A 25,423-nucleotide genomic window follows, 5' to 3' on the forward strand; every position below is an offset into this window, starting at 1 on the left:
TTGTATATACCAACTACCTTTCGACCGTGTCCGGAGACGCTCCATGTCCGCCACCGCGGAAACCCCACCCCGACTGCGCGACGCCCTGCGCCACGTCCTCCTCCACCTCGTCACACCGCTGCTGATGTGCCTCGGCATGGGCCTGGCGTACATGGGCGCGTTCGTGACGCCCGAACCCAACGACATGCCGGTCGCCGTCGTCGGATCGGGCCAGCAGACCCAGGTCCTGGCCCAGAACATCAAGGACAAGGCGGGCGACGCACTGGACGTGCGCACGCTCGCCGACCGCGAGCAGGCGGTCGACGCGCTGAAGTCCCTCGACATCGCCGGCGCCTATGTCCCCGACGCGAAGTCGCCCGAGCTGATCGTGGCCACCGCCGGTTCCGACATGAGCGCCACGGCGGCCCAGAAGCTCTTCACCCCGATGGCCGCGGAGCAGGGCCTGCCGCTCAAGGTCACGGACGTGGCGCCGCCCGTCGAGGACGACCCCACGGGCCAGGGCCTGTTCTTCCTGCTCGTCGCCGTGAGCATCGGCTCGTACGCGTCGGTCGCCGTGCTCGGCGCGGCGGGGGCGGGCCTGCGGATGCGGGCCAGGGCGGGACTCGTCGTGGGGGTCTCCTTCGCCGTCAGCCTGATCGGCGCGGCACTCGCGGGCCCGATCTTCCACCTGGCGCACCACGGCCTGTGGGGCGTGTGGGCCATGGCGTGGCTGTACGCGGCGGGGATCCTCTTCATCGGCCTCGGCCTGCACACGTTCCTGAAACGCTGGACGACGCTGGCGATGATGGTGCTCTTCGTGATGCTCAACTTCACGACGTCCGGCGGCCTGTTCAAGCCCGAGCTGCAGAACGGCTTCTTCGGCTCCCTGCACGCCTTCTGGAACGGCGCGGGCTTCGTCGAGGGCATCCGCAGCCACCTGTACTTCGGCGGCCAGGGGCTCGGTCAGCACGTGTGGACGCTGGCCGGCTGGCTGGTGCTCGGCCTGCTCGTCGTCACCGTAGCGGCCCTCTGGGAACGACGACACCGCCCCCTCCCGGCCCCTGCCACCGCCCGGCACGCGGCACGCGCCCACGAGCGGGAGGCGCATGAGGCCCAGGAGGCCCAGGAGGAGGAGATGGAGGAGTCGGTCGCGGTGTGACTCCTCCCACCGGGGGGCGTCCCGGCCGGGATCACGTCCCGGCCGGAGTCACGTCCCGGCCGGAGTCACGTCCCGCAGGTGTAGTCCTCGGACGGCAGCTTCCCGGTCAACAGGTAGTCGTTGACCGCCTTGTCGGCGCAGGCGTTGGAGTAGCCGGTGAACACCGCGTGGGTGCGGGCCGGGACGGTCACCAGCTTCGAACCGCGCATCGCCTTGTGCATGCCGAGGCCCTGCTCGTACGTGGTGCGGGTGTCCCCCGTGGCCTGGATCTGGAGCACGGGCAGGTCGCTGGAGATCTTGGTGGGCGACTCGCTCGGCTTCGTCCTCCACCAGCCGCACGGCATCGGCGCGTTGTGGAAGGGACCGAACACGGGCTGCTTCGGCCGGGCCTTCTCGATGGCCTTGCGGTACCATTCGGCGTTGCCCGGCACGGTGCTGTCGGCGCACAGGACGGCCAGGGTGGAGGCGTAGTCCCTGGCGGTGCCCGTCTCGTCCGTGCGGAACATGGCGCCGAGGAGCCCGGCAAGACGCTCCGACGGCTCGACGGAGCGGCCGGCCGCGGCGTCGACGAGCAGCCGCAGCGTGCGCGTGTACTCGGCGTTGTCGACGTCGTCCGTACCGAGGACATAGAGGATGAGCGGCAGCGACTCGTGGTCGAGCCGGTCACCGCCGATCTCGATCGGCCGCTGCGCGGCCCGGCGGACCAGCCCTTCCACCGTGGCCCGCACGGCGGCGGGCGTCTTCCCCAGGTGGTACTCGGCGTCACGCGGCGCGGCCCACCGCGCCACGTCGTCGAGCGCCTTCTCGTTGGCCGGGCCCATGGCCTGGAACATCTTGAGGCCGTAGTCGCTGGGGTTCATGGCGCTGTCGAGGACGAGCCGGTCCACCTTGCCGGGGAACATGTTCGCGTAGACCGCGCCCAGATAGGTTCCGTACGACTGGCCGAACCAGGACGTCTTCCGCTCGCCGAGCGCGCCGCGTATGACGTCCACGTCCCGTGCGATGTTGCGCGTCGAGTAGTGGGCGAGCCGGTCACCGTACTTCTCGCCGCACTTGCGCGCGTCGTCCACCGACTTCTTCGCCACCCGGTCGAACGAGGCACGGTCGAAGCCCACCCCCCGGAACCAGGACATGCCGTCGAGACCGCAGTCGAGCGGTGAACTCTCGCCGAGGCCGCGGGTGTCCATGCCGATGACGTCGTACGCGGCAGCCACGCGCGGCGTCATCTTGGCCCGCAGCTGCGCGGGCATCCCGAGCCCGTGGCCACCGGGCCCGCCGGGGTTGGTCTGGATGATGCCGCGTCGCTCACGTTCCGAACCCGTCGCCTTCATGCGCGAGACGGTGAGGGAGAGGGTGGGACCCTTCGGCGCGGTGTAGTCGAGCGGGACGACGACCTTCGCGCACCGCGTGCCGGTCTTGGTCAGCTCGGGGTCCTTGCACGGGCCCCAGTCGAGGCGCTGCTGGTAGTAGCGGTCGAGTCCCTTCAGGGTGGTCGTGTACGCGGCGGTGTCGGCCGGCACGGTCGCCTTCGCGCAGCCGGTCACCCCGGCGGCCAGGGCGAGGGTGGCGGCGACGGCGAGCAGGGCGGTACGGGGGTTGGTGGTGCGGGGTGCGGTGTTCATCTGCGTCCTTGCTGATCGTGCTGGGCGAAACGCGCCGGGGCCGCGTACTGCTGCTGGTGGTCTGCCGGGGCGGCTGCGTACTGCGGCTGCTGGTCTACGGAGGGCTGGTGGTGCTGGTGGTGCTCCTGGTAGTCGTGCTCCGGCGTCCGGCGCGGCCTGCGGGGCCACCACAGTCCGCGGCCGAGCATCGTGGCCAGCGCGGGGACCAGGACGAGGGAGAGCACGAGCGAGGAGAGGATGATGCCGAGGCCCGTGGCGAAGCCGATCTCCTGCGTCGCGGGGCTCGCGGCGAGGCTGGCGAAGGACCCGGCGAGCACGATGCCGGCCGTGGCGATGGCGGGCGCGGTGTGCCGTACGGCCTGCGCCACCGCCTGCCGGGCCGAGACCGGCTTCGCCATCTCCTCCCTGATCCGGTCGGTGATCAGGATGTTGTAGTCGGTGCCGAGGGCGACGACGAAGAGGAACAGCACGAGCGGCAGCGTGAACGACACCCCGGGCCGGTCGAGTCCGTGCTGGAAGAGCAGCGTGCTCGCGCCGAGCGTGGCCACGAACCCGAGCCCGACGGCGATCATCAGGACGACCGGCGCGAGCAGGGAGCGCAGCAGCAGGAAGAGGATGACGGCGATCAGCAGGGCCGCGACCGGGAACACGAGGCGCAGGTCCTTCTCCACGGCCGTCGAGATGTCGGCGAAGACGGCCGCCGTTCCCGTGACGTACGCCTTGGTGCCCTCGGGGGCCGTGCGCGCCGCCGTCTCCCTGACCGGCCCGGAGACCAGGTCGCGGGCCTTCTGCGTGTCGGACTCGACGCTCAGGAACAGATCGACGCGCGCGGCGGTGCGGTCCTTGTTGAGCACCGGCTTGCCGACCTCGCCGACGCCCTCGGCCTTGGTGAGGGAACGGGTCATCTCGGTGAGTGAACCGGGCTCGATGGCGGCACCGTTCGTGCTCCGTACGTAGACACTGTGCGGGTCGGAGACTCCGGCGGGGAGGCTGCGGGAGATCTGTTCGGCGGTCCTGACGGCGGCGGTCTCGTGCGCTCCCTGCTGGTCGTAACTCATCTTGATGCCGACCGCGCCGGCACCGAGCGCGCCGAGCAGCACCAGGCTGCCGACGGCGTGGCGCAGCGGACGGCTGCTCACCGCGTCGCCGAGGCGGGCGGCGATCCCGCCGGTGTGCTGCTTCTTCCAGGCGCGTGCGGGCCAGAACATGCCGCGTCCGAACACGGCGAGGAGCGCGGGCATGAGGGTGAGGCTCGCGAGGAGCATCACCAGTACGGAGATCGCGATGGCGGGGCCGAGGACCCGGAACTGGCCGAAGCTCGCGAGGCCCAGCGTCGCGAAGGCCGCCACGATCGTCAGGGCCGCGGACGTGATCGCGCCGCCCACCCGTCCGGTCGTCTCGGCCGCGGCGGCCCGCGCGTTCTGCTCGGGGTGGTTCCGCAGTTGCTCCCGGAACCGGAACATCAGGAAGAGGAAGTAGTCGATCCCGATTCCCAGGAGTACGACACCGATCAGGGAGGGAGTGGACGAGTCGAGGTCGATGGCGAAGAGTTTCGCCGCACCGACGACGGCTCCCGAGGCGACACCGCCGATGAGGGCCACCGCGATCAGGGGCACGAATGCGGCCGCCAGGCTGCGGAACACCAGGACGTTCAGCAGGACGATGAGGCCCATCGTCAGCGTGGACACGACTTTCCCGGTGGTTTCCTCGGCGTCCATGTCATCGACGGTGGAGGCGATTCCACCGGTGAAACCGACGCGCAGATCCGCCGTCGCGAATTCCTTCTCCGCACGGTCGCGGAATTTCTTGTAGACGTCCTGCAGACCGGGGTCGGTCGGATTTCCGTCGAGCGACACCGTCAGGAGCCGGAAACTCTTGTCCGGGGACACGGCGCCCGGGGAAACCCGCGGGGTCTGCGAGTGATCCTTCATCAGCGGCTCGGGCTCGGGCGCGGTCACCCGCTCCCGGCCCAGGTCGGCCGCGGTGCCGGCGATCCGCCGCTGGTCGGCCGGCGTGAGCTTCCCGCCGTCGTCCCTGGCGACGAGCACGGTCAGCGCGTTGGGGTCCGGCTTGGTACCAAAATCCTCCTCCGCTATGCGCAGCGCCACGGCCGAGTCGTACTTCTTGGGCAGGAAATCCCCGGCCTGGGAATCGGTGACGTCGTACATCATCGAATTCCCCACGACGGACAGCGCCGCCCCGAGGACGGTCCACACGATGACGGTCAGCCATCGGTGCCGGGTGGAGAAAGAGGTCAGCTTGCGGATCATGCCAAAAGCTCATCATCCGGGGCCCCTTGAACACGTCGGCCGCCGGAAGGGTCCGCGCCCGTGACCGTGGTCCGGCTACTCCGCCGCAGGCAGTACTCCAGTACTGGTCCAAGAACCGCCACCGCGCTGATCCGGGACCCTTTCGGGCGGGATGTAATGGTGCGGAGAGACGGGACGTCAGGGCCCGGCAGACGTTCGACTTGGAGGCGGCCGCATGGCCCGTGACTTCTTCCCGCCGGTACCGCCCACGCGCGGGGTGCGGCCGACGCCGGGGGATGTGGTGGTCGCCGGCCTCGCCGTGACGCTCGACCTGCTGGCCTATCTCGTCCCGGGCGAGGAGGGTCCCGGCGCACCGGTCACCGTGCTCGGCGTCCTGCTCATCGTCGTCTCCGTGATCCCGCTCCTCTTCAGGCGCCACCATCCCGTGCCGGCCCTCGGCGCGGCCCTCGCCGTGCAGATGGCCGTCAATCTGGGGCTCGCCGTCGAACCGGGCGACCCGGTGTCGAACACGTACGGCGCCGCCGTCACGGTCGGGCTCTACACCGTGGCCAGGTACTGCGGGCGATGGCCCGTGGTGCTGGGGGTCGTCGCCACCGCGCCGGTGCAGCTCGCGCGGCACTGGCAGAACGACGTGCCCTTCCTGGGCATGGGCATCACCGACCTGATGGTGACGCCCTGCCTCATCGTCGGCATCGCCCTGGCCGTGCGGCAGTGGCAGCACCAGCTGAACATCAACCGCACGCTGCTGGCCGACCGCGCGGTGACGGAGGAGCGGCGCCGCATCGCACGGGAACTCCATGACATCGTCGCCCACCACATCACCACCATGTACCTGATGTCCGGCGGCGCCAGGTCGACCATGGACCGCGATCCGGAGACGGCCCGCGAGGCGCTGGTGACCCTGGAGGACTCCGGCCGCACGGCCCTGCACGAGATGCGGCAGCTCCTCGGCGTCCTGCGCAGCACCGAGACGGCGGAGGAGGCCCCGTCCGAACCGCAGCCCGGCGTGCACGACATCGAGCGGCTCGTTGCCGACTCGGCCGCCGCGGGTCTACCGACCGAATTCCACGTCACCGGGCGGGCCCGGCCGCTGCCGATGACCGTCGGCCTCACCCTCTACCGCATCGTCCAGGAGGCGTTGACCAACGCCCGCAAGCACGCGGGGCCCGCCCGCGCGACGGTGCGGATCGGCTACCTCCCCGACCGGGTGACCGTCGAGGTGACCGACGACGGCGCCGGCGGCGGGGACCCGGGCACGGCCCGCTCCGGCGGCGGATACGGTCTCCTCGGCATGCGGGAACGCATCGCTCTGCACGACGGTTCCCTGCACGTCGGCAATCGCCCGGAGGGCGGCTTCGCGGTGACCGCGGAAGTGCCGCTGCCCGCGGACACGCACGACGAGCAGGAGCAGCACGTTCAGTACGTGCAGCACACGATGGACGAGACGCACGAGACGCACGAGAAGGACGGGACGCCCCGATGACCTCTGCCACCCCGCCCGAGCGGATCACCGTGCTCATCGCCGACGACCAGCCCCTCGTACGCCGTGGTCTCTCCCTCATCCTGCGCTCGGACCCCGCCATCGAGGTCGTCGGCGAGGTGGACGACGGAGCGCAGGCCATCGCCGCGGCCCACGAACTCCGCCCGGACGTCGTCCTGATGGACATCCGCATGCCGGTGCTCGACGGGGTGCGGGCCACCGAGCGTCTGAGCGCCGAGCTGCCCCGGTGCCGGGTCCTCGCGCTCAGCACCTTCGACATGGACGAGCACGTGGTCGGCGCCCTGCGGGCGGGCGCATCGGGGTTCCTACCCAAGGACGTCTCGCCGGAGGAACTGGTCGCCGCGCTGCGCACCGTCCACCGCGGCGAGGCCGTCGTCGCCCCGCGGCTCCTCACCCGGCTGCTCGCCACGTTCGTGTCCCCGGCACCGGTACCGGCCCCACCCGGCGCGGACCTCTCCCGGCTCACACCGCGCGAGGTGGAGGTGCTGCGCCTGATCGCCGCGGGTCTCGACAACACCGAGATCGCGCACCGGATGGCGATCGGCGTCCAGACCGTGAAGAACCACGCCACCGGCATCTTCGCCAAGCTCGGCGTCCGCGACCGCGCGCAGGCGGTCATCGCGGCGTACGAGTCGGGGCTCGTCCGGGCGGGACAGCCCGGCGCGGGGCTGTAACACCCCCCCCAGACCTTCAGCGCTGGTACCGCGCCAGGACCAGATTCCCGTCCTTCACCAGCCGCTTCTCCAGTTCGTCGAGGTCGATCGCCCCGCTGTAGTACTCCTGGAGCGCAGGCGTCGCAACCTTGTCCTTCCACTCGGGGTAGCCGCGCACGGACTGGGCGGGGGCCGGGCGGAGGTCCTCGGAGAGGGCCGTACCCGCGGACCAGCCGTTCTTCTCCGTGCGCAGGGCCGGGTCCTTCAGCGCCTGCTCGCCGGTCGGCAGCATCCAGTCGCCGCGCGCGAGCTTCACCATGTTGTCCGGCTGGAGGAAGAAGTCGATGAACTCGGCCGCCTCCTTCTTGTGGGCGCTGTCCTCGGAGACGGACAGGGTCTGCGGGCTGACGCCCTGCGCGAGCCCTTCCGCCCCGGCCGGGGCGGGCAGCACCTGCCACTCGAAGCCCTTCGGCGCCTGCTGGACGATCTGCTGGCGGTACGAGAAGCCGAGCGGGACCATCGCGTACTTGCCGCCGAAGAAGCCGGGCAGCGTGTCGGAGCCGCCCATGCCTAGGGTGCTGCCGGACGCGCTCCTGTCGACGTTGACCTGGTCGTGGACCGTGCGCGGCATGACCTGGTCGGGCGCGTCGAAGCGGACGTCGACCTTGCCGTCCGCGCCCCGGTGGAACATCTTCCCGCCGGTCGACAGGGAGAGGTTGAGCGTGGCGGAGACCGGCTCCTTCAGCGGCCAGGCGACGCCGTACTTGCCGTCCGTGCCGTCGCCGAGCTCCTTGGTGATCCTCCGGAACTCCGGCCAGCTCCACGGCTTCTCGGGCGTCGGGATGCGTACGCCCGACTTCTTCAGCCACTTGGCGTTGGCGATCAGGACGCGCGGCTCCTGCAGGAACGGCACTCCGTAGACCTTCCCGTCGAAGGTCGCCGTCTCCCAGCTGCGCCCCGGGATGTCCGCCTTGAGGCGCTCGGGCAGGAGGTCGCCGATGTCCGCGAGATACCCGCCGTAGGCGAAGTCGGCGAGGTCGTCCGACGCGTCGTGGATGATGTCCGGCGCCTCGCCGCCCTCGAAGGAGGTGAGCAGCTGGTCGTGGACGCTGTCCCAGCTGCCCTGGATGTACTCGACCTCGACGTCGGGGTGGGTGGCGTTCCACTCCTCGACGAGCGCCTTGTTGGCGTCGACGGACTCCTTCTGCCAGGCCAGGGACTGGAACTGGAGGGTGATCTTCCCGTCGTCGTCCCCGGAGTCGCCGCTGCATCCGGCGAGCAGCAGCGCGAGCGCGGCGACAGCGGCGGCCAGACGGGATGCCGTGCGGGGGGCCGAGCGAGGTCCCGTACGCGGTGCCGTGCTCATCACGCCTTCACCGCCCCCGCCAGCATGCCGCCCGTGATCCGCTTCTGGATGATCGCGAAGATGACGAGCGAGGGGATGGTCGCGAGGAACGCCGCCGCCGCGAGCGGGCCGAGGTCGGCGACGCCCTCCGTGCCGATGAAGCGGTTGAGGATGACCGGCAACGTCTGCTTCTCCGGGGTCTTGAGCAGGACGAGCGCGAAGAAGAACTCGTTCCATGCGGTGATGAAGGCGAACATCGCGGTGGCGACGATGCCGGGGGCGAGCAGTGGCGCGACGACCGAGACGAAGGTCCGCACCTTGCTCGCGCCGTCCACCGCGGCGGCCTCCTCCAGCTCGGTGGGGACCGCGCGGACGTACCCGACGAGCATCCACAGCGCGAACGGCAGCGACCACACCACGTAGACCATGATCAGGCCGATGAGCGAGTTGATCAGGTGCAGGTTCTTCAGGATCAGGAAGAGCGGGATGATGATCAGGACGAACGGGAACGCCTGGCTGATCACCACCCAGCCGGTGGCCGCCTTCGCGACGCGGTTGCGGTGCCTGGCCATCACGTACGCCATCGGGGTCGCGATGACGACCGCGATCAGGGACGCGCTGAGCGCCGCGATCAGGGAGTTGCCCGCGGCCTGGAGGAGCGGCTGTTCGTCGAAGGCCTGGCGGAAGTTGTCCAGGGTCGGATCCTTGGGGATCCAGGTGGGGTGCAGGCTGCCCAGTTCCCGTGCGGGCTTGAAGGCCGTGGAGATCAGCCAGAGGAACGGGAAGGCGAGGAAGACCAGGTAGGCGGCGAGTGCCACGTACTGTGCGGCGCGTGCCGGCTTGGTCGTGCGCATCATGCCTCGTCGCCTCCCTTCAGACGGCCCACGAGGTAGACGGCGAGGATGACGGAGATGACCGCGACCATCACGCAGCCCATCGCCGCCGCGTAGCCGAACTGGCCGTAGCGGAACGCCTCTTCGTAGGCGAAGAGCATGGGGAGGCGGGTGCGGCCGCCGGGGCCGCCCTGGGTCAGGACGTAGACCAGGGCGAACGAGTTGAAGTTCCAGATGAAGTTGAGCGCCGTGATGGCGAGGGCGATCGGCTTGATCGCCGGCCAGGTGACCGTGCGGAAGCGGCGCCAGGCGCCGGCGCCGTCCATGGCGGCGGCCTCGTGCAGTTCGCGCGGGGTGTTCTGCAGTCCGGCGAGCAGCGCGACGGTGGTCTGCGGCATGCCGGCCCACACGCCGACGACGATGACGGCGAAGAGTGCGGTGGCCGTGCCCGTCAGCCAGTCCTTGCCGTCCCCGAGGCCCAGGTTGGAGAGCGTTTCGTTGAGCACGCCGGCGTCCGGGTGGTAGACGAGCCGCCACATGATGCCGACGACCACCTCGGGCATCGCCCACGGGATGATCGCCAGCGCCCGCGCGAGCCAGCGCATCCGCAGCGGCTGGTTGAGCAGGAGGGCGAGACCGAGCGCGAGGAAGAACTGCGGCACGGTGACGCCGAACGCCCAGAGCAGACCGATCCGGAACGAGTCCCAGAACAGCGTGTCGTGCAGCAGATCCTGGAAGTTGAGGGCGCCGACCCACTGGGTGGGCTCGGTGCGGCCCGACTGCGAGTCGGTGAAGGCCAGCGCGATGCCGTAGAGGAGCGGGCCGACGCTGAGGACGAGGATCGGGATGAGGGCGGGCAGCACGAGGAACCACGCGCCGTGGTCCGCGACTCCGCGTCCCGGCTTCCCTCTCGCTGACCGCTTCGTCGCGGTCGCCAATGTCACGGGATCGGCTCCTTCGGGCGGCTTGTGCGGGTCCGGCCGCCCCGGCGGCCTCCGTCATCGTGCTGACGCGGTCTTGATACGTCAAGCAGCTGCGCGCCCTCGCACACCGGTTGGCCTGTGCGAATGCGAGACTGTCGGGCGAACGGGGCAACGGGTGCGGGAGGCACGGGATGGACGAGGCGCGGGCACGGGACGTACTGGACGCGGCGGACCTGCCGGTTCCGGCGGGCGGGGCCCGGCTGCTCGCTCTCGGCGAGAACGCGGTGTTCGCCGTCGGCGAGCTGGTCGTCAAGGTCGGCCGTGCCGCCCCCGAGCTCCTCGCGCGGGCGCGGCGCGAGACGGCCGTCGCCCGCTGGCTGGAGCAGGCGGATGTCCCGGCCGTGCGGGCCGCCGAGCCCGAGGCACGCCTGGTGGACGGCCATCCGGTGACGCTCTGGCACCGGCTGCCGGAGGCGGTGCGCCCCGCCGAGCCGCGCGACCTCGCCGCGCTGATCCGTCGCGTGCACGATCTCGATCCCCCCTCCTTCGAGCTCCCCCGCCGTGAACTGCTCGGTGGTGTGGAGCGGTGGCTGCGGCTCGCGGGTGACGCGGTCGACCCGGCCGACGCGGACTATCTGCGCGAGCGCAGGGACGGGTTCGCGGCGGCCGCCGCGGCGCTGACGCCCCGGCTCGCGCCGGGCCCCATCCACGGGGACGCGCTGCCCCGCAACGTCCTGGTCGGCCCGGACGGGCCGGCGCTCGTCGACCTGGAGACCTTCTCCTACGATCTGCGCGAGCACGATCTGGTCGTCATGGCTCTCTCCCGCGACCGGTACGGTCTCGCGCCGGAGGCGTACGACGGGTTCGTGTCCACGTACGGCTGGGACGTTCGGGAGTGGGACGGGTGCGCCGTGCTGCGGGGCGCCCGCGAGACGGCCAGCTGCGCGTGGGTCGCGCAGCACGCACCGTCCAACCCGAAGGCACTCGCCGAATTCCGCAGACGGGTGGCGTCCCTCAGGGAGGGGGACACGGAGGTCCGCTGGTACCCCTTCTGAAACCGTTTTGGACCCTTCAAAGCAGAGGTTCCTCAGGGGCCCTCAGAGGATCTCCCAGCTCAGTTCCGTCCCGTCGGCTACCACGGGCAGGCAGCCGTCTACGGCTTGTCCTGTCTCCAGGGCTGTGGCTGTGGCGTCCATAAGTGCCGGCAGCGACGACCACATGGGATGAGAGCTGAAGCGAGTGCCCTGCTCGTGGTCGGCCTCCCCGATGCGTCCGCGGCGGCGGTACGGGCGCTGATCGACGACGAGGGTGTCACCACCGCCACTGGTGGCGAAAGGGATCCAGCGGGAGTGCCACCACGGCCCCCAGTCGTCGCCGAAGTCACTCTCCTCGACGCCCTCGAACACATCGTGGTAGATCCTCATCCCCAGTTGCCAGTCACTGGCGATGATGTGCGTGTTGAGGAGCCGCCAGTACGGGGGCAGCAGGACGTCATCGCCCGTGCCGTTGTGCCGAAGCAGCGACTGCACCAGGGGCTCGGGAAACGGCTGGCCGATGATCTGTTCGGCAACGGCTATGTCCGAGCGCTCTGCCGGGGGCTCAAGAGCGGCGAACGTGCGGGGCGCATGCCGAGCAAGCCATGTCTCGATACGGGCCCAGGACTCGGGTACCAACGGAATCATCCAGAGATGGTGTCAGCCCGATCCACTCGCCGACGGAGGGTTTAAGGACGGGTTCCAGAACAGGCTGATTCATCCGAGGCCAAGCCCGCGTTTCTCACTCTCCGTAATTGTTGTGACACAGCTCATGTTGCCCTTGGGGAGTTCACCTCATTACCTTCAAGATCACGAAGCCCGACTTGACCAGCCGGGCGAGAAAATGGGGAGAAAAGTGAAGTCTGCAGTCAAGGCTGCCGTGATAGCGAGCACGATGCTTCTGACCGTAGGGGCGGCCGGATCGGCCTTCGCTTCTGACGTGCCGACCAGCGGCGACGAGGTGAATGTCCCTTCCGGGTCCACGGCAGGTTTCGTGCCGGGCGCTGACACGACAGTCAAGCGAAACGTGGCTGTCGGAGAGATCCCCGCCGAAAGCGCGAGTGGCCTCATTGGCGGTTCGGACGCCAAGCGCGCCGCCGCGAAGAAGGTGAAGAAGGTCAAGTACCAGGGCGAGCTGTGCGGCCTCAGGAAGATTCAGAAGACCAGCGGCAGAGGTAAGACCACCCTCGTGATGACGGTCTCGAAGAGCGTTTCCTCCGAGGTGAGCACAGAAGTCGGTATCGACTACAAGATTGTCTCAGCCGCAGTCGGCTTCAAGGTGACGAAGAGTTACACCGTCGAGGACCAGACGCGCTTTGAGGTCCCCAAGAACAAGTTCGGCTACATCGAGGCCTACCCCCTGTACGACAAGTACACGTTCTCCATCTATCAGGGGTCGAAGAAGAAGGGCGAGGGCACTGCGCTCCGGCCCGTGGGCGTCTGCTTTAATCAGTGGGCCAGTTGACCTGGCACGTTGTAGCCGTGGAAGGGGCTCCGTGAACCGAAGTACGCTTGCGCTCGTCGCGGCCTGTGCCGGCCTCGGGGTCCTCTCCGCCTGCAGCTCCGGAAGCAGCGACCCGGAGAGCTCGGCGAGTTCGTCTGCACCAGCCGAAACATCACGTCTGCTTAGTCTTCCGAGTGTTTCACTGAATTCCGATGTCTTCGCAGATCTCGATGAGGGGTCTTCCGCAAAAAAGCGCAGGGTTGTCGGCGAGGTACGCGCAGGCGAGGACCGCGTCGTGCTGTACGCAGAGAAAGACGTATGCGGCTTGCTTGTTGTTTCTGACGGCGACCCGGCACGCGACATCCTGCATATCCGAACGGCCTGGCCTGAGAAGGGCGAAGGGACGACCGAGATCCCCCATGGTCCATACCTGAAGTCTTCGGGATCCGGCTCTCACGGGAGCAAGATCTGGGCGTCACTGTCATGCGCCAAGGACGCGATGGTCGTGAACTACAGCGACCCTTCCCTACAGGGGAAGGTGCGCCATCGCGGAGCGGTGTCTGTAGCGTCCAAATCCGCAGGGAAACAGGAATTGGCGATGGTGGCCGCCCCCGATGACAAGAGAGCGCGCATTCTCTCTTCAGTGACGTCTCGTCAGCCGTAGGAGAGCGCTGAATCAGACGCTGTCGGCCAAGCCGCTTTTTCGGCGCCTGCCCCAGAGGATCAGATTCAGTGAAAGGGCCGTCTCGGAGGACTCAGCCGCACGGCAAATGCGCGCCAACGCCCGTCGCGTCGAGGCAAAGTCATGCCCCTGAACCCACCAGGACAACGTCGAGGCTCCTGATCTGTGCGTGGCGCAGTCGGTCGCGCGGCTGGCGCCAAGGGAGGGAGACCCCATCGCGGATTCCCGAGATGGGGTCTGAGCCCTCAGCTCTCCGCGCGGAGTGGCCACACCCCGTCCACGACCGCGTCCGCGTTGCCCTTCTTGCGCAGGAAGTTCTGGAAGTCCGCCGCCCATTCCGCGTACCACCCGATCTGGCTGCGGTGGAGGTCCGCGGGGCCGAGGGACGCGATCTTCGGGTGGCGGTCGGCTATCGCGCAGGCCAGGCGCGCTGCGGCCTGGGCGTCGGCCGCGGCGTCGTGGGCGGACTCCAGCCGCACTCCGTACTCCGTGCAGACCGCCTCCAGGTTCCGCTTGCCCCTGCGGTAGCGGTCGACGGAGCGGTCGATCGTGTACGGGTCGATCACCGGGCCGGGGGCGGTGCCGCCGAGCCGGTCCCTCAGGGACCGCAGGCCGTGCCTGCGGAGCTCGGCGGAGAGCAGGCTCAGGTCGAAGACCGCGTTGTACGCCACGACCGGGACGCCCGACATCCAGTACGACGTGAGGGCGTCGGCGAGCGCGTCCGCCACCTCGGCGGCGGGCCTGCCCTCGGCCGCGGCCCGTTCGTCGGTGATGCCGTGCACGGCCACCGCGTCCGCCGGGATCGGAACCCCCGGGTCCGCGAGCCAGGTGCGGCGCCCCAGCGTCTCGCCCGCCTTGACCTCGATGACCGCGCCCGTGACGATGCGCGCCTCGTTCGGATCCGTCCCTGTCGTCTCCAGGTCGAAACCGATCAGCAGCTCCTGGTGCCAGCCCATGGCCGCCCCCTTCTTCGTGGTGCTTTCCCCCAGTGACCACCACGATCCCATGGGCCACTGACAATCCGAGGGGCGCATTCCGCTTCAACGTCCCCAGCGATGGCCCGCGGGCTCACGACACCGGGCGGGAGTCCGCCCAGGCCGTCTCGAACTCCTCGCGGTATGTGGCGAAAAGGCCGCCATCGCCCGGATCGCCCGACTTGACCACCCGGCTGCCGCCCCGCAGCACGAGCACCGGCGCCTCCATCCCCCGGGTCCTGCGCAGGTACGACTGGACGACACCGATGCCGTCCGCACCGTCCCCGTCGACCAGATAGGCGGTGAAGCGCGGCGTCTCGTCGAACACCTGGATCTCGAAGGCGCCGGGGTCCCGCAGTCGCGCCCTGACCCGGCGCATGTGCAGGATGTTCATCTCGACGGACCGGCTCAACTCCCCCTTTTTTATCCCCAGTTCGCGCTCCCGGCGCTTGACCGCGCTGCTGGCCGGGTTGAGGAAGAGCAGCCGCGTCCGGCACCCGGACTCGGCGAGCCTGACCAGGCGCCGCCCGGAGAAGTTCTGCACGAGGAGATTGAGACCTATGCCGATGGCGTCGAGCCGGCGGGCGCCGCCGAACATGTCCTCCGCGGGGAACCGGCGCATGAGCCGCACCCGGTCCGAGTGCACGGCCACCACGTCCGCGTACCGGTCGCCGACCAGGTCCTCGACGGCGTCGACGGGCAGCCGCCGCGCGGAGGGCGTGTCGGTGCCCGAGCCGAGTATGTCCAGGAGGCGGGCGGAAGCGCGCTCGGCCTGGGCGAGGACGGTCTCGGAAAGGGCGCGGTTGCGGGAGACGACGTTCCGGGTGACCTCCAGCTCGTCGAGGGCGAGCTCGACGTCGCGCCGGTCGTCGAAGTACGGCTCGAAGCACGGCCAGTGCTGCACCATCAGCTCGCGCAGCTGCGGCAGCGTCAGGAAGCTGAGGACGTTGTCGTCGGCGGGGTCGAGCAGGTAGCCCTTGCGGCGGCTCACCTCGCGCACGGCGACGGCCCGCTGCACCCACTCCTGCCCGGCGGGGCCCGCCGCGGCGACGACCCAGTCGTCGGCGTGGACGGGTTCGTAGACGGGACGCAGAACAGCGGCCACGACCGCGCGCAGCCGCTGCTCCACCAGGTTCAGCCAGATGTAGGCCCGCCCCGCGCGCTGTGCGCGCGTACGGACCTCGCGCCAGGCGTCGGCGTCCCAGTCCAGTTCCGGTCCGATCTGAGATCCCATCTCCATCGGCCGGGCCAGGGACACCGCTCCAGGGGGTACGTCCGCGGAGCTCCCCTCGTGACCCTCGTCACCAGGGGGCAGCTCCCGCCCGCCCGAGCTCACCCGCGCACCGCCTTCCGCTCCCGCGAACACTCCCCCGGTCAACGATCAAGGAAGGGTACTCCGGGAGCGGCGGGCGGTGCAGCCCGATGGCCCGGGCAGTTTCTCAACCGCCCAGCGGCGGCTGGCCGTTCTGGTTGGCGAGGTCCTGCGGAGTGAGCGGGCTCATAGCCGTGACGTCGCGCGCGGCCAGCGAGAAGCCCTGCCAGTGGACCGGCATGGGCTGCTGGTCCTCGTCCCGCGCGATGTGGTGGAAGCCGACGTGGACCCAGGTGACCGGGTGGTCCATGGCCTGGCCGTTCACCCACTTGTCGACGCTGTCCGGGGTGCCGTTGGGGCAGCCCGGGTTGTTGCTCGCGTACTGCTCGCACTTCTTGTACTGGGTGAAGTACACGTCGTGCTTGGTGAACTCGCGTCCCGCGTGCTTGGTGCTGGGTCCTGGCACGATCTCGTACGAGCGCGGGTGGCCGTCCTTGTTCTTGCCGGTGTTGCTGACCACACGCCACCAGCGCATGTCCTTGCGGTCGCCGGTGAGCTCCTTGGTGACCTTGGTGCGGGTGGTCTTCGTGGTGGGGCTGCCGTCGCCGGTGGGCGGGGTGACCTTGGAGTCGTACTGCTCGACCTTGGCCTTCGGGGAGCCGTCCAGGCCGAAGTTGAGGCGCCAGAAGACGTTGTGGGCGTGGCTCTCGGCCTTGGCCTGGTCGCCCTTGCCGATGGGCCAGCCGCGGTCGTCGCCGCCGTCGTAGTCGTACGGCGAGAGGCTGCCGGTGGCGCCGACGTTGGAGGTGATGGTGCCGTCGGAGGAGAAGCGCCACTCCGTTATGTACTCGTACCAGGAGGCCTTGTTCACGGTGTACACGAGCAGGTCCTTGCCCTGGCCCGTGTAGGTCTTGCCGGTGCCGCCGGTGCTCGCGTCGTCGTTGAGGCGGTACGCGTGCCCACGCGCGCGCGTGGTGGCGCACAGGCCCTTCACGTTGCCGCGGTGCGGGACCTTGACGGTCTTGATGGTGCCGCCGGGGCACTCGCCGGGGTTGAGGTTCTGCAGGGCCTGGCCGAAGTCGGTGCCGGTGACGTCGTCGTACTCGGCCTGGCCGTCGTCGTAGGGGACGTGGACCTGGGCGAGCCGGGCGCTGGTGAGGACCGGGATCGGCTTCGCCTCGCCCTTCGGCTGGTAGCTGATCTTGTCGAGGATCAGACCGGAGAGCGTGTTGTAGTGCCAGCACATGCGCCAGGTCGTGCCGCCGTCGACGGTCTGCTCGATCTTGTAGGCGTCGCTGCAGTCGGCCGCGGCGGTCGGCGCCTGCGGGGCCCGCGGGGCCGCTGTCGCGGGTCCGGCGACGGTGACGGCGCCGCCGACGAGCGCGGAGACCGCGAGGGCCATCGTGGCCCTCTTTCGGGCGCGCGAAAGTCTGTTGACGTGCATGGTGAAGTGGACTCCCTCGTCCGAGGAGAAGGTGGCGTGTGGTCTCGTGAGCGGGTGGCCGGCGTCAGCCGAGGCGGCCCACCGTGCGGGTGCTCAGGTCGACGACGAGGGCCCTGGTGTCGATCCACGGGCCGCTCTTGACCTTGGTGACGACCTGCAGGCACCGGTTCTTCCCGCACGCGTCGAGGCTGGACGGCACGCGCTTCACGGTCTCCTTGCGGAAGACCATGCCGCTCAGCTGAAGCTGGTCGGGGCCGGTGAGCGCCTTGCCCGTGGCGTGCTTGAAGTCCTTCTTCAAGCCCTTGCCGAGCGGATCGGCGATCAGCAGCCTGGCGCCCTCGGCCAGCTCTTCCTGGCTGGGCGGCGGCTGCACGTTCTTGGTGGTGACCGTGTCGGCCACCTTGCCGGTCTCCAAGTTGACCGTCTTGGTGATGACGGTGTCCTTCTTGTAGTCGTAGTACACGACTTCGGCGCTGCGCGGCGCGTCGCCGCCGTTCGGGTCCGGCTCGCTGAGGTTGGTGGACAGCAGCTGCGGTCCGCGGTCCCCCTCGACGTCCCGGGCGCTGGAACGCATCTGACCCGACACCGAGGCCTTCTCGGCCCGCTCGATCTCCTCGTCGGTCAGCGGGTCGCTGCCGACTCCCTTCGCGCCTTCCTCGGGCGCCGCCTCCACGACGCCGTCCTTCGCGATGGCGTCCTGCTTCGCCGCTGCCGCGTTGGCCTGGCGGTCCCCCGACCCACCCGCCTCGGACCCCGACAGATTGACGCCCACCAGCACGGCAGCCGCGGCGACCGCGACCGTCGTGCCTGCCACCACCTTCCCCAGGTGGCGTCTGACTATCTCTCGCACTACTCCCCCTACTCCCCTGGCGCCCCATTCATGGGCATGCCGAGTATGTGGTCAGACGGTTAGACGGGTACAACTCCTGGGTGGTTGCCCCACTTTCGGGCACACTCTGGCCGAAGTGGCCCCGTCTCGAGGGGGCGTGAGTGGAAGAGTCGCATACATGCAGGTCTGGCCTGGGCAGGCGTATCCCTTAGGTGCCACGTACGACGGAGCGGGCACGAATTTCGCGGTCTTCTCCGAGGCCGCAGAGCGAGTGGAGCTGTGTCTGCTGCACGACGACGGCTCGGAGACCGCCGTCGAGCTGCGCGAGTCCGACGCGTTCGTGCGGCACGCGTACCTGCCCGGCATCATGCCGGGCCAGCGGTACGGCTTCCGGGTGCACGGCCCGTACGCCCCGGAGCAGGGGCACCGGTGCAACTCCGCCAAGCTGCTCCTCGATCCGTACGCGCGCGCGGTGAGCGGTCGCATCGACTGGGGGGAGGAGGTGTACGGCTACCACTTCGACGAACCCGACGAGCGCAACGACATGGACTCGGCGCCCCACATGATGACGTCGGTCGTGGTCAACCCCTACTTCGACTGGGGCGACGACCGGCCCCCACGCACCCCGTACCACGAAACAGTGCTCTACGAAGCGCACGTCAAGGGCCTGACGATGCTGCATCCGGACCTTCCGGAGGAGCTCCGCGGCTCGTACGCGGCGCTGGGACACCCGGCGATCATCGAGCACCTCACCGGCCTCGGCGTCACCGCTCTGGAGCTGATGCCGGTCCACCAGTTCGTGAACGACCACCGTCTGGTCGACATGGGCCTCAACAACTACTGGGGCTACAACACCATCGGCTTCTTCGCCCCGCACAACGCGTACGCCTCCTGGGGCGACCGCGGCGAGCAGGTCCTGGAGTTCAAGCAGGCCGTGAAGGCCCTCCACGAGGCGGACATCGAGGTGATCCTCGACGTCGTCTACAACCACACCGCCGAGGGCAACCACCTGGGTCCGACGCTCTCCTACAAGGGCCTCGACAACGCCTCGTACTACCGCCTCACCAACGACTCCCGCTACTACATGGACACCACGGGGACCGGCAACTCGCTCCTGATGCGCTCGCCGCACGTGCTCCAGATGATCATGGATTCGCTGCGGCACTGGGTCACGGACATGCATGTGGACGGGTTCCGCTTCGACCTCGCGGCGACGTTGGCGCGCCAGTTCCACGAGGTGGACCGGCTGTCGTCCTTCTTCGACCTCGTGCAGCAGGACCCGATCGTGAGCCAGGTGAAGCTGATCGCCGAGCCCTGGGACGTCGGCGAGGGCGGCTACCAGGTGGGCAACTTCCCGCCCCTGTGGACCGAGTGGAACGGCATGTACCGCGACACGGTGCGCGATCTGTGGCGCGGCGAGCAGCGCACCCTCGCGGAGTTCGCGTCCCGTCTCACCGGCTCGTCCGACCTCTACCAGGACGACGGGCGGCGCCCGCTCGCGTCCATCAACTTCACCACCTGCCACGACGGTTTCACCCTGCACGACCTCGTCTCGTACAACGAGAAGCACAACCACGCCAACGGCGAGGACAACCAGGACGGCGAGAGCCACAACCGCTCATGGAACTGCGGCGCCGAGGGCGAGACGGACGATCCGGACATCATCGCGCTGCGCGCGCGGCAGATGCGGAACTTCACCGCCACGCTGATGCTCTCCCAGGGCGTACCCATGCTCAGTCACGGCGACGAGTTCGCACGCACGCAGTCCGGCAACAACAACGCGTACTGCCAGGACAACGAGCTGGCATGGGTGCGCTGGCCGGACGGCGAGAACTCCCTCCTCACCTTCACCCGCACGATGGCGATGCTCCGGCGCGACCATCCGGTCTTCCGCAGGCGCCGGTTCTTCCACGGCCGGCCGGTCCAGGGCACGCACGACGAACTGTCCGACATCGCCTGGTTCACCCCTGAGGGGGACGAGATGGAGCAGCCGGACTGGGACTCGTCGCAGGCGCGGGCGCTCAGCGTGTTCCTGAACGGCAACGCCATCTCGGAGCCGGGACCACGCGGGGAGCGGATCTCCGACGACTCGTTCCTGCTGCTTTTCAACGCGTCCCCGGAGCCGATCGAGTTCGTGGTCCCGGTCAATCACGGCCGCCAGTGGCAGCTCGTGATCGACACGGCGCACGAGGACGGGGTGCCGCCGGAGCCGGGGCCGAAGGTGCGGGCGGGCGACCGGCTCACGCTGGCCGACCGGAGCCTCACGGTGCTGCAGCGTCCGGCGTGACGGAGGCGGTGTCCGTGGCCGTGCGGTGCGCCTCATCGGGGTGGTGCGCCTCATAGGGGTGGTGTGACGGGTCGGGGCGGTGCGGGTCGTGGCGGGCGATCAGGGCGATGACGAACGCGACCGCCGCGGCCGCGCTCCCGAGGGCGAACGCCGCCCCCGCCCCGTGCGACTCCGCGAGGCGTCCGGCCACCGCGAGCGTCACCGCCTGGCCCCCGACGAACGCGCTCGCCGCGAACGTCATGCCCTCGGCGAGCCGCTGCGGCGGCACGGCGCGCTCCGTCAGCGCGAAGCCGGTGATCAGGTTCGGGGCGTAGATCGCACCGAACAGAGTGACCACTGTGTAGAGGCCCATCAGGCTGTCCGTCCACACCAGGGGCAGCGACAGGAGCGCCGCGGCGGCCGTCGCCACGCGCCAGCGCGCGATCAGCCCGAAGCGCTCGGGCAGGGCGGCCATGGAGAGGCCGACCACCGCGCTCATTACACCCATCGCCGCGTACACGAGACCCGCCTGGCCCGGCCGGCCGAGCTCGTCGGTGAGCGCGGTGATGCCCGCGCCACATGCTCCGAGCAGCACCCCCAGAAACAGGAGCCCCACCCGCACCACATACACGGAGCGCGGAAGGCGCGGGCGTCCGCCACGCGCGCGTGCGGGGCCCTCGGCGGCCGCCTTGGGCGTACGTCCCGTCGGGTGCAGGGCGAAGGCCGTGCCGCAGACGGCGACCAGGAGCGAGGCGAGGCCGAAGGCGTACGCCGGGTGGCCCGCGACGGACGCGAGGCCCACCAGGGCGGGCCCGAGGACGAAGGACAGCTCGTCCATGGTGCTCTCCAGCGACAGCACCGTCCCGGCGAGCCGGTCGTCGCCGCCCTTGGCGCGGACCAGCGGGACGACACGGGCCCTCGCCAGTGGGCCGATCCCCGGGATCGTCGCGCCCGCCAGCGCGCCGAGGGCGACGAGGGCCGGTGTGGGCAGGTCGGCGAGGGCGCCCAGCGTGTACGCCGCGATGGCCACGGCGTTGACGAGGGAGAAGGCGAGGACGACGGAGCGCTGACCGCGCCGGTCCGCGAGGCGCCCGACGAACGGGCCCAGGGTCACCTGACCGAGCGCGAGCGCGCAGGCGACGATCCCGCCGGTGGCCAGCGATCCACTGGTCTCGGTCACCAGCAGCACACTGCCGAACTGGATCATGGCCACGGGAAGCCTGCCGAGGAACGAGACGACGGGGAGCGGCACCCCCGTCATCCGGAGCACTGTGCGGTACGCGTCCCGTGTCTTCTCAGCCATCGTCCGACGCTAACGACGCCGTCGCCCCGACACGCATGAGTCGATGACACGAAAGCCTCCCGAGCGGGTACGTACGTTCGCATGACGCGCATGACGCCGGAGCGCCCCGGCCCCGCGGTACCGCCGCCGCCCACCGCCACGTACCGGCTCCAGCTGCAGCCGGACTTCCCCTTCGCGGCCGCCGAGGCGGCCGTCCCCCATCTGGCCTCGCTCGGTGTCTCGCATCTGCACCTGTCGCCGGTGCTGGAAGCCGTGCCCGGTTCCACGCACGGCTATGACGTCGTGGACCACGCGCGCGTGCGGGACGAGCTGGGCGGCGAGGACGGGCTGCGGTCCCTGTCCCGTACCGCCCGGCAGTCCGGGCTGGGTCTGGTCGTGGACATCGTGCCGAACCACATGGCGGCGGTGCCCCGGCACAACCGCGCTCTCTGGGAGGTGCTGCGCGAGGGGCCCCGCTCGCCCTACGCGCGCTGGTTCGACATCGACTGGGACGCGGGCGGCGGGCGCGTCCTCATGCCCTTCCTCGGCGGCAGGCTCGGCGACGAGCTCGGGCAGCTGCGGGTCGACGGCGACGTACTGCGCTATCACGACCACGCGTTCCCCCTCCGGGAGGGCACGGCGGGGCTGCCGCTCCCGCAGCTCCTGGACGCCCAGTGGTACCGCCTGTCCTGGTGGCGGCTGGCCCGCACCGAGCTCAACTACCGGCGCTTCTTCACCATTTCCGATCTCATCGGGGTGCGCGTCGAGGACCCGGACGTCTTCGACGCGACACACGGGACGATCCTGCGGCTGCTGCGCGAGGGTGTCGTCGACGGGCTGCGGATCGACCACCCGGACGGCCTCGCGGACCCCGGGGCGTACCTCCAGAAGCTGCACGAGGCGACCGGTGGGCGGTGGACGGTCGTCGAGAAGATCCTCGCCGACGGAGAGCGTCTGCCCGCCGCCTGGCCCGTGGCCGGCACCACCGGCTACGACGCGCTGCGCCACATCGACGGCGTCCTCGCCGACCCGGCCGGTGCCGGTGAACTCCTCGGCCAGTACCGGCGCTTCGCCGCGGCGCCCGCCGACCGGGGCGGCGACTGGGACGCGACGGTGCGCCGGGCCGCGTACAAGGTCGTCACCCGCGAACTGGCCGCGGAGGTGGACCGCCTGACGCGCGCGGCGGGCGCGATCTGTGCGGCCGTCCCCGCGCTGCGCGACCACGCACCGTGGGCGCTGCGCACCGCCCTCAGGGAGCTGCTCGTCCGGCTTCCCGTCTACCGGCCGTACGTCTCCGGGGGCGACGCGCCCGAGACGGTCCTCACCGAGCGTGCCGCCGAAGAGGCCAGGACGGCCTTCAGCGTGCCCGAGGAGGCCCGGGCGGTCGATGTCGTACGGGACTTGGCACTGGGCCGCATCAGGGCGGTCGGAGAGGCCGTGGAGGCCGCGGGCGCCATGGAGGAGTTCCGCGCCCGTTTCGCGCAGACCGCGTCCGCGCTGCGCGCCAAGGCCGTCGAGGACACCGCGTTCTACCGGCACGCGCCGCTGCTGTCGGCCGCGGAGGTCGGCGGCGCCCCCGAACGGCCCGCGGTGCCCGTGGAGGAGTTCCACGCGTACTGCGCGCGCGTGCAGCGCGACTGGCCCTACTCGGGCACGGTCCTGACGACCCACGACACCAAGCGCAGCGCGGACGTGCGGGCCGGCATCTCGGTCCTGACGCAGTGCCCGGGCCGGTGGGCCGACCTGCTCGCCGAGGTCACCGAGCAGACCTCGCGGATGGGCGGCACGGGCGCGCCCGACCCCCAACTGGCCTGGGCGGCCTGGCAGACGGCCGTCGGCTTCGGCTTCCCCTACGACCAGCGGCTGCAGAACGCCCTCCTGAAGCACGTGCGCGAGGCGGGCCTGCACACGAGCTGGACCGAGCAGAACGAGGCATACGAGAAGGCGGTGGCCGCGTTCGTGGAGGCGGGCCCCTGCGGGCCGCCGCTCTACGCGGTGGCGTCCTTCGCGCGGGAGATGGACGCCCACGTGCGGGCGAACGTCCTGGGGGCGGCGCTGCTGCACCTGACGATGCCCGGCGTGCCCGACGTCTACCAGGGCACGGAGGGCGAGTACCGCGCGCTGGTCGACCCGGACAACCGGCGGCCCGCCCGCTTCCAGCCGCACGTCCTGGAGCGGCTCGACGCGCAGCGGGAGCGCTGGGACCTCTCGGAGGAGAAGCTGGCGCTCACCGCGACGGCCCTGCGGTTGCGGGGGCAGCGGCCCGAGCTGTTCGGCGGCGGGGCGACGTACGAGCCGCTGGCCGCCGAGGGGCCCGGCGCCGGGCACTGTGTGGCGTTCGTCCGCTCCGGGGAGATCGTGACGGCCGTGACACGGCTGTCGCTGCGGCTCGCGGACGCGGGGGGCTGGCGGGGGACGGAGCTCGCGCTCCCACCGGGCCGCTGGTCCGATCTGCTCGCTCCGGAGCGGGGGTTCGAGGGGCACGCGCGCGTGGAGGAGCTTTTCGCCACGTCGCCTGTGGCGCTCCTCGCGCGCGCCTCCGAAGCCGACGAGGTCGGGGATGCCGGGGAGGCCGGGGAGGCTCCCCTTGCGGCCGGTGAGGCTCCTACTGGGGCCGTACGAGGAGAGTCCGCGGACCGCGGGTCAGCAGCCCCCGGGGAGCCGGTCTGAACCCGGACGCCCAACGCAGCCCCGGCAGGGCGTCGAGCAGGGCGCGCAGGCCGTACTCGGCGGTGCGGGCGGCGAGCTCGGCGCCCGGGCAGGCGTGGCGGCCGGCGCCGAGGGCGAGACGTCCTGGGTCCGAGCGGAGGATGTCGTAGCGGTCCGGGTGGGCGAACCGGGCGGGGTCCCGGTTCGCCGCGCCGACCAGGCAGGCCACGACCGTTCCCGCGGGCAGGGGCGCACCGGCCACGGTGACGGGGCGGACCGCGCGGCGCAGCACCACGGGGGCGGGCGGGTCGCGGCGCAGGGACTCCGCCCAGGCGGCGGGGATCAGCGCGCGGCGTGCGCGGAGGAGGGCCAGTTGGTCCGGGTCGTCGAGGAGGTTGGCGAGGAACGAGGCGAAGGCGAGGGCGGTGGCCTCTCCGCCGCCGCCGAGCAGCGAGCCGACGAGTCCGCACACGGCCTCGTCGGAGAGCGGCCTGCCGTCGACCTCGGCGCCGCACAGCACGGACAGCAGGTCGGCGCCCGGTCGGGTCCTGCGGCGCGCCAGGTGCGGGCGCAGGCAGGCGTCCAGTTCGTGGTGGTGGCCGCCGAGGTGGGTGAGGCCGCCGCGGCACCACTCCTGGACGCGGGCGGTGTCTTCGTAGGGCAGGCCCAGGGCCGCCATGACCGCGGCGGTCGGCAACCACTGGCAGAACTCGGTGAAGAGGTCGGCCTCCTCGCGGGCGGCGATGCGGCGGGCCAGCACGTAGGCGGTGCGGGAGGCGCCCGCGGCCAGGGCGGCGACGGCGCGGCCCCGCAGCGCGGGCTCGACCAGGGCGCGGTGGGCGCGGTGCGTGTCGCCCTCCATGTGCGTGAGGGTCCGCCCCGGCGGCACCGCGACGAGGCCCTCCTGGCCGAGCGCCCCGCACACGTCCGCGTACCGGCTCACGACCCACGCCCCGAGCAGTTCGTCCCGCACCAGCGGAAAGCTCTCGCGCAGCACGCGGAACACGGGGTACGGGTCGCTCGCGACGCCGGGCGACGCGAGGCTGGGCGGCGCCGCCCGGGGCGCCCGCGACGCCCGGGGCCGGGTGTCCACGGGGGCGCACGACATGAACGGCGGGGGGCGCACGGCTGCCGCTGCGGAACCGGTGCTCAGAGCGGACGGGACGCGCGGAGCGGGACGTGTTTCCGGCGGGGGTATCGGGCCGTCCGGCGGGACGGGAGG

The 25,423-nt window shown here is 70.7% G+C and carries 20 protein-coding genes; 8 read left to right on the top strand and 12 right to left on the bottom strand.

Translation table 11 applies throughout. From position 1 onward, the window contains the following. The first annotated feature begins 43 nt into the window (after positions 1-43). A complete protein-coding gene (locus tag DEJ48_RS08125; protein ID WP_190537270.1) occupies positions 44-1,138 on the top strand; it encodes a hypothetical protein in 1,095 nt (364 codons plus the stop codon). A gap of 65 nt (positions 1,139-1,203) precedes the next feature. On the opposite strand, the gene DEJ48_RS08130 is transcribed toward DEJ48_RS08125, so the two are convergent. Continuing rightward, complete coding sequence (locus DEJ48_RS08130; RefSeq protein ID WP_150215522.1) at positions 1,204-2,760, bottom strand: alpha/beta hydrolase; 1,557 nt, start codon at positions 2,758-2,760, stop codon at positions 1,204-1,206. Then, the gene (locus tag DEJ48_RS08135; RefSeq protein ID WP_150215523.1) at positions 2,757-5,030 is read right to left on the bottom strand and encodes an MMPL family transporter; all 2,274 of its coding nucleotides are present in this window, start codon (positions 5,028-5,030) and stop codon (positions 2,757-2,759) included. Before DEJ48_RS08135 ends, DEJ48_RS08130 begins: the two co-directional genes overlap by 4 nt. A 214-nt stretch (positions 5,031-5,244) precedes the next feature. Here DEJ48_RS08135 and DEJ48_RS08140 point away from each other — a divergent pair, with 214 nt between their 5' ends. Next, positions 5,245-6,513, top strand: coding sequence for a sensor histidine kinase (locus DEJ48_RS08140; RefSeq protein WP_150215524.1), 1,269 nt, complete (start codon positions 5,245-5,247; stop codon positions 6,511-6,513). Next, positions 6,510-7,205, top strand: coding sequence for a response regulator (locus DEJ48_RS08145; protein WP_150215525.1), 696 nt, complete (start codon positions 6,510-6,512; stop codon positions 7,203-7,205). Before DEJ48_RS08140 ends, DEJ48_RS08145 begins: the two co-directional genes overlap by 4 nt. 16 nt (positions 7,206-7,221) lie before the next feature. On the opposite strand, the gene DEJ48_RS08150 is transcribed toward DEJ48_RS08145, so the two are convergent. Genes DEJ48_RS08150 through DEJ48_RS08160 form a run of 3 tightly spaced genes read right to left on the bottom strand, consistent with a single transcriptional unit; the run spans position 7,222 to position 10,300 of the window. After that, positions 7,222-8,550, bottom strand: coding sequence for an ABC transporter substrate-binding protein (locus DEJ48_RS08150; RefSeq protein WP_150215526.1), 1,329 nt, complete (start codon positions 8,548-8,550; stop codon positions 7,222-7,224). Then, positions 8,550-9,386: a carbohydrate ABC transporter permease gene (locus tag DEJ48_RS08155; protein WP_411757436.1), complete on the bottom strand. Its 837-nt coding sequence runs from the start codon at positions 9,384-9,386 to the stop codon at positions 8,550-8,552. Before DEJ48_RS08155 ends, DEJ48_RS08150 begins: the two co-directional genes overlap by 1 nt. After that, positions 9,383-10,300, bottom strand: coding sequence for a carbohydrate ABC transporter permease (locus DEJ48_RS08160; RefSeq protein WP_150221053.1), 918 nt, complete (start codon positions 10,298-10,300; stop codon positions 9,383-9,385). The genes DEJ48_RS08155 and DEJ48_RS08160 overlap by 4 nt, the downstream gene beginning before the upstream one ends. A 176-nt stretch (positions 10,301-10,476) precedes the next feature. On the opposite strand from DEJ48_RS08160, the gene DEJ48_RS08165 reads away from it, so the two are divergent. Next, complete coding sequence (locus DEJ48_RS08165; RefSeq protein WP_150215527.1) at positions 10,477-11,340, top strand: phosphotransferase enzyme family protein; 864 nt, start codon at positions 10,477-10,479, stop codon at positions 11,338-11,340. Positions 11,341-11,382: 42 nt separating this feature from the next. Here DEJ48_RS08165 and DEJ48_RS08170 read toward each other — a convergent pair whose 3' ends face one another. Continuing rightward, the gene (locus DEJ48_RS08170; RefSeq protein ID WP_150215528.1) at positions 11,383-11,967 is read right to left on the bottom strand and encodes an SMI1/KNR4 family protein; all 585 of its coding nucleotides are present in this window, start codon (positions 11,965-11,967) and stop codon (positions 11,383-11,385) included. 208 nt (positions 11,968-12,175) lie between these two features. Between DEJ48_RS08170 and DEJ48_RS08175 the strand changes: the two genes are divergently transcribed. Further along, the gene (locus tag DEJ48_RS08175; protein WP_223831951.1) at positions 12,176-12,784 is read left to right on the top strand and encodes a hypothetical protein; all 609 of its coding nucleotides are present in this window, start codon (positions 12,176-12,178) and stop codon (positions 12,782-12,784) included. A gap of 274 nt (positions 12,785-13,058) precedes the next feature. Then, positions 13,059-13,427 (top strand): hypothetical protein, encoded by a 369-nt coding sequence (locus tag DEJ48_RS08180; RefSeq protein ID WP_150215529.1) that lies wholly within the window; start codon positions 13,059-13,061, stop codon positions 13,425-13,427. A gap of 263 nt (positions 13,428-13,690) precedes the next feature. On the opposite strand, the gene DEJ48_RS08185 is transcribed toward DEJ48_RS08180, so the two are convergent. From DEJ48_RS08185 to DEJ48_RS08200, 4 genes are all read right to left on the bottom strand, one after another. After that, a complete protein-coding gene (locus tag DEJ48_RS08185; RefSeq protein WP_150215530.1) occupies positions 13,691-14,401 on the bottom strand; it encodes a 3'-5' exonuclease in 711 nt (236 codons plus the stop codon). A gap of 112 nt (positions 14,402-14,513) precedes the next feature. Continuing rightward, on the bottom strand, positions 14,514-15,755 hold the full coding sequence (locus tag DEJ48_RS08190; protein WP_150221055.1) for an SAV2148 family HEPN domain-containing protein: 1,242 nt from the start codon (positions 15,753-15,755) through the stop codon (positions 14,514-14,516). 103 nt (positions 15,756-15,858) lie between these two features. Next, positions 15,859-17,175 carry a copper amine oxidase gene (locus DEJ48_RS08195; RefSeq protein WP_150215531.1) on the bottom strand — a complete coding sequence of 439 codons (1,317 nt, stop codon included), beginning with the start codon at positions 17,173-17,175 and terminating at the stop codon, positions 15,859-15,861. A gap of 64 nt (positions 17,176-17,239) precedes the next feature. Next, on the bottom strand, positions 17,240-17,989 hold the full coding sequence (locus DEJ48_RS08200; protein ID WP_223831952.1) for a Tat pathway signal sequence domain protein: 750 nt from the start codon (positions 17,987-17,989) through the stop codon (positions 17,240-17,242). Between the two features lie 193 nt (positions 17,990-18,182). On the opposite strand from DEJ48_RS08200, the gene glgX reads away from it, so the two are divergent. Next, positions 18,183-20,291, top strand: coding sequence for a glycogen debranching protein GlgX (gene glgX / locus DEJ48_RS08205; RefSeq protein ID WP_150215533.1), 2,109 nt, complete (start codon positions 18,183-18,185; stop codon positions 20,289-20,291). Here the strand turns inward: glgX and DEJ48_RS08210 are convergent. Next, complete coding sequence (locus tag DEJ48_RS08210; protein ID WP_150215534.1) at positions 20,266-21,573, bottom strand: MFS transporter; 1,308 nt, start codon at positions 21,571-21,573, stop codon at positions 20,266-20,268. The two genes, glgX and DEJ48_RS08210, sit on opposite strands and share 26 nt — an antisense overlap. 90 nt (positions 21,574-21,663) lie before the next feature. Here DEJ48_RS08210 and treY point away from each other — a divergent pair, with 90 nt between their 5' ends. Further along, entirely contained in the window at positions 21,664-24,222 is a 2,559-nt protein-coding gene (treY, locus tag DEJ48_RS08215) for a malto-oligosyltrehalose synthase (protein ID WP_150221056.1), read from the top strand. Here treY and DEJ48_RS08220 read toward each other — a convergent pair. Further along, complete coding sequence (locus DEJ48_RS08220) at positions 24,158-25,294, bottom strand: cytochrome P450 (protein ID WP_223831953.1); 1,137 nt, start codon at positions 25,292-25,294, stop codon at positions 24,158-24,160. The two genes, treY and DEJ48_RS08220, sit on opposite strands and share 65 nt — an antisense overlap. Between the last annotated feature and the right edge of the window lie 129 nt (positions 25,295-25,423).

It is taken from the genome of Streptomyces venezuelae (assembly GCF_008642315.1).
GTDB classification, from domain to species: Bacteria; Actinomycetota; Actinomycetes; order Streptomycetales; family Streptomycetaceae; genus Streptomyces; species Streptomyces venezuelae_D.